A 719-nucleotide genomic window follows, 5' to 3' on the forward strand; every position below is an offset into this window, starting at 1 on the left:
CGCGACCAGCGCCCCGCTGGCCGGGTGGGTGTAGAGCCGCCGCAGCCACACGCTGGCCTCGTCTTGGTTGCCGGTGGGGGTGAGCAGGGCGCGGGCCCAGGCGGCCGGGACGGTGCCGTAGCCGGGGAGCTGCGCGGGCGTCTCGTCACGGTCGGGCCCACCGGCGAGCAGCGCCCGGTCGGTCATGACGAGGTGCACCTCGACCGGGACCGCGTCCGCCGTCTCCTGCCCGGTGAGGCGGGTGACGAACGTGTCGGCCATGACCTGGCCCTTGCCCCGCTCGTCGCCGGCGGCGCGCGCCGTGTCCGCCGCCACGGTGAGGGCGGCGTGCGCCGCCACGGCCTGGGCGACCGGCAGCAGCGCCGTCACGTACGCCATGGTGTCCGGCGCGGGCCGGATCGTGACCCGCCGGTCCGCCTGCGCCCGGCTGGCGCGGGCCATCACCGAGGCCGCGTCGACGCGGTAGGCCACCGCCCGCACCCGCCGGACCAGCTCCCGGTCCCCGAGCGAACCGAGCCGCCCGCCCAAGGCCCCGACGCCCTCGCAGTCGCCCTCGCAGTCGCCCCCGGAGTCGCCCTCGGAGTCGACCTCGGCGGCGACCTCGGCGTCGACGAGCCGCCGCTGATCCGGGGTCAGCGTCGCGGTCTCGCGCACGAGGATCTGCGCCCGCCACTCGCTCAGCTCACCGGCCTGCAGGGCCGCGAGGGTGTGCGGCAGGT

Annotated in this window: 1 pseudogene; it reads right to left on the reverse strand. The window is 77.9% G+C overall.

Annotated features, from left to right (window positions below):
- A pseudogene (locus ACFQU3_RS20410) lies at nt 1-719 on the reverse strand (HNH endonuclease); the annotation flags it as partial.

The organism is Terrabacter sp. GCM10028922 (assembly GCF_042666095.1).
In the GTDB taxonomy this organism is placed as follows: domain Bacteria; phylum Actinomycetota; class Actinomycetes; order Actinomycetales; family Dermatophilaceae; genus Terrabacter.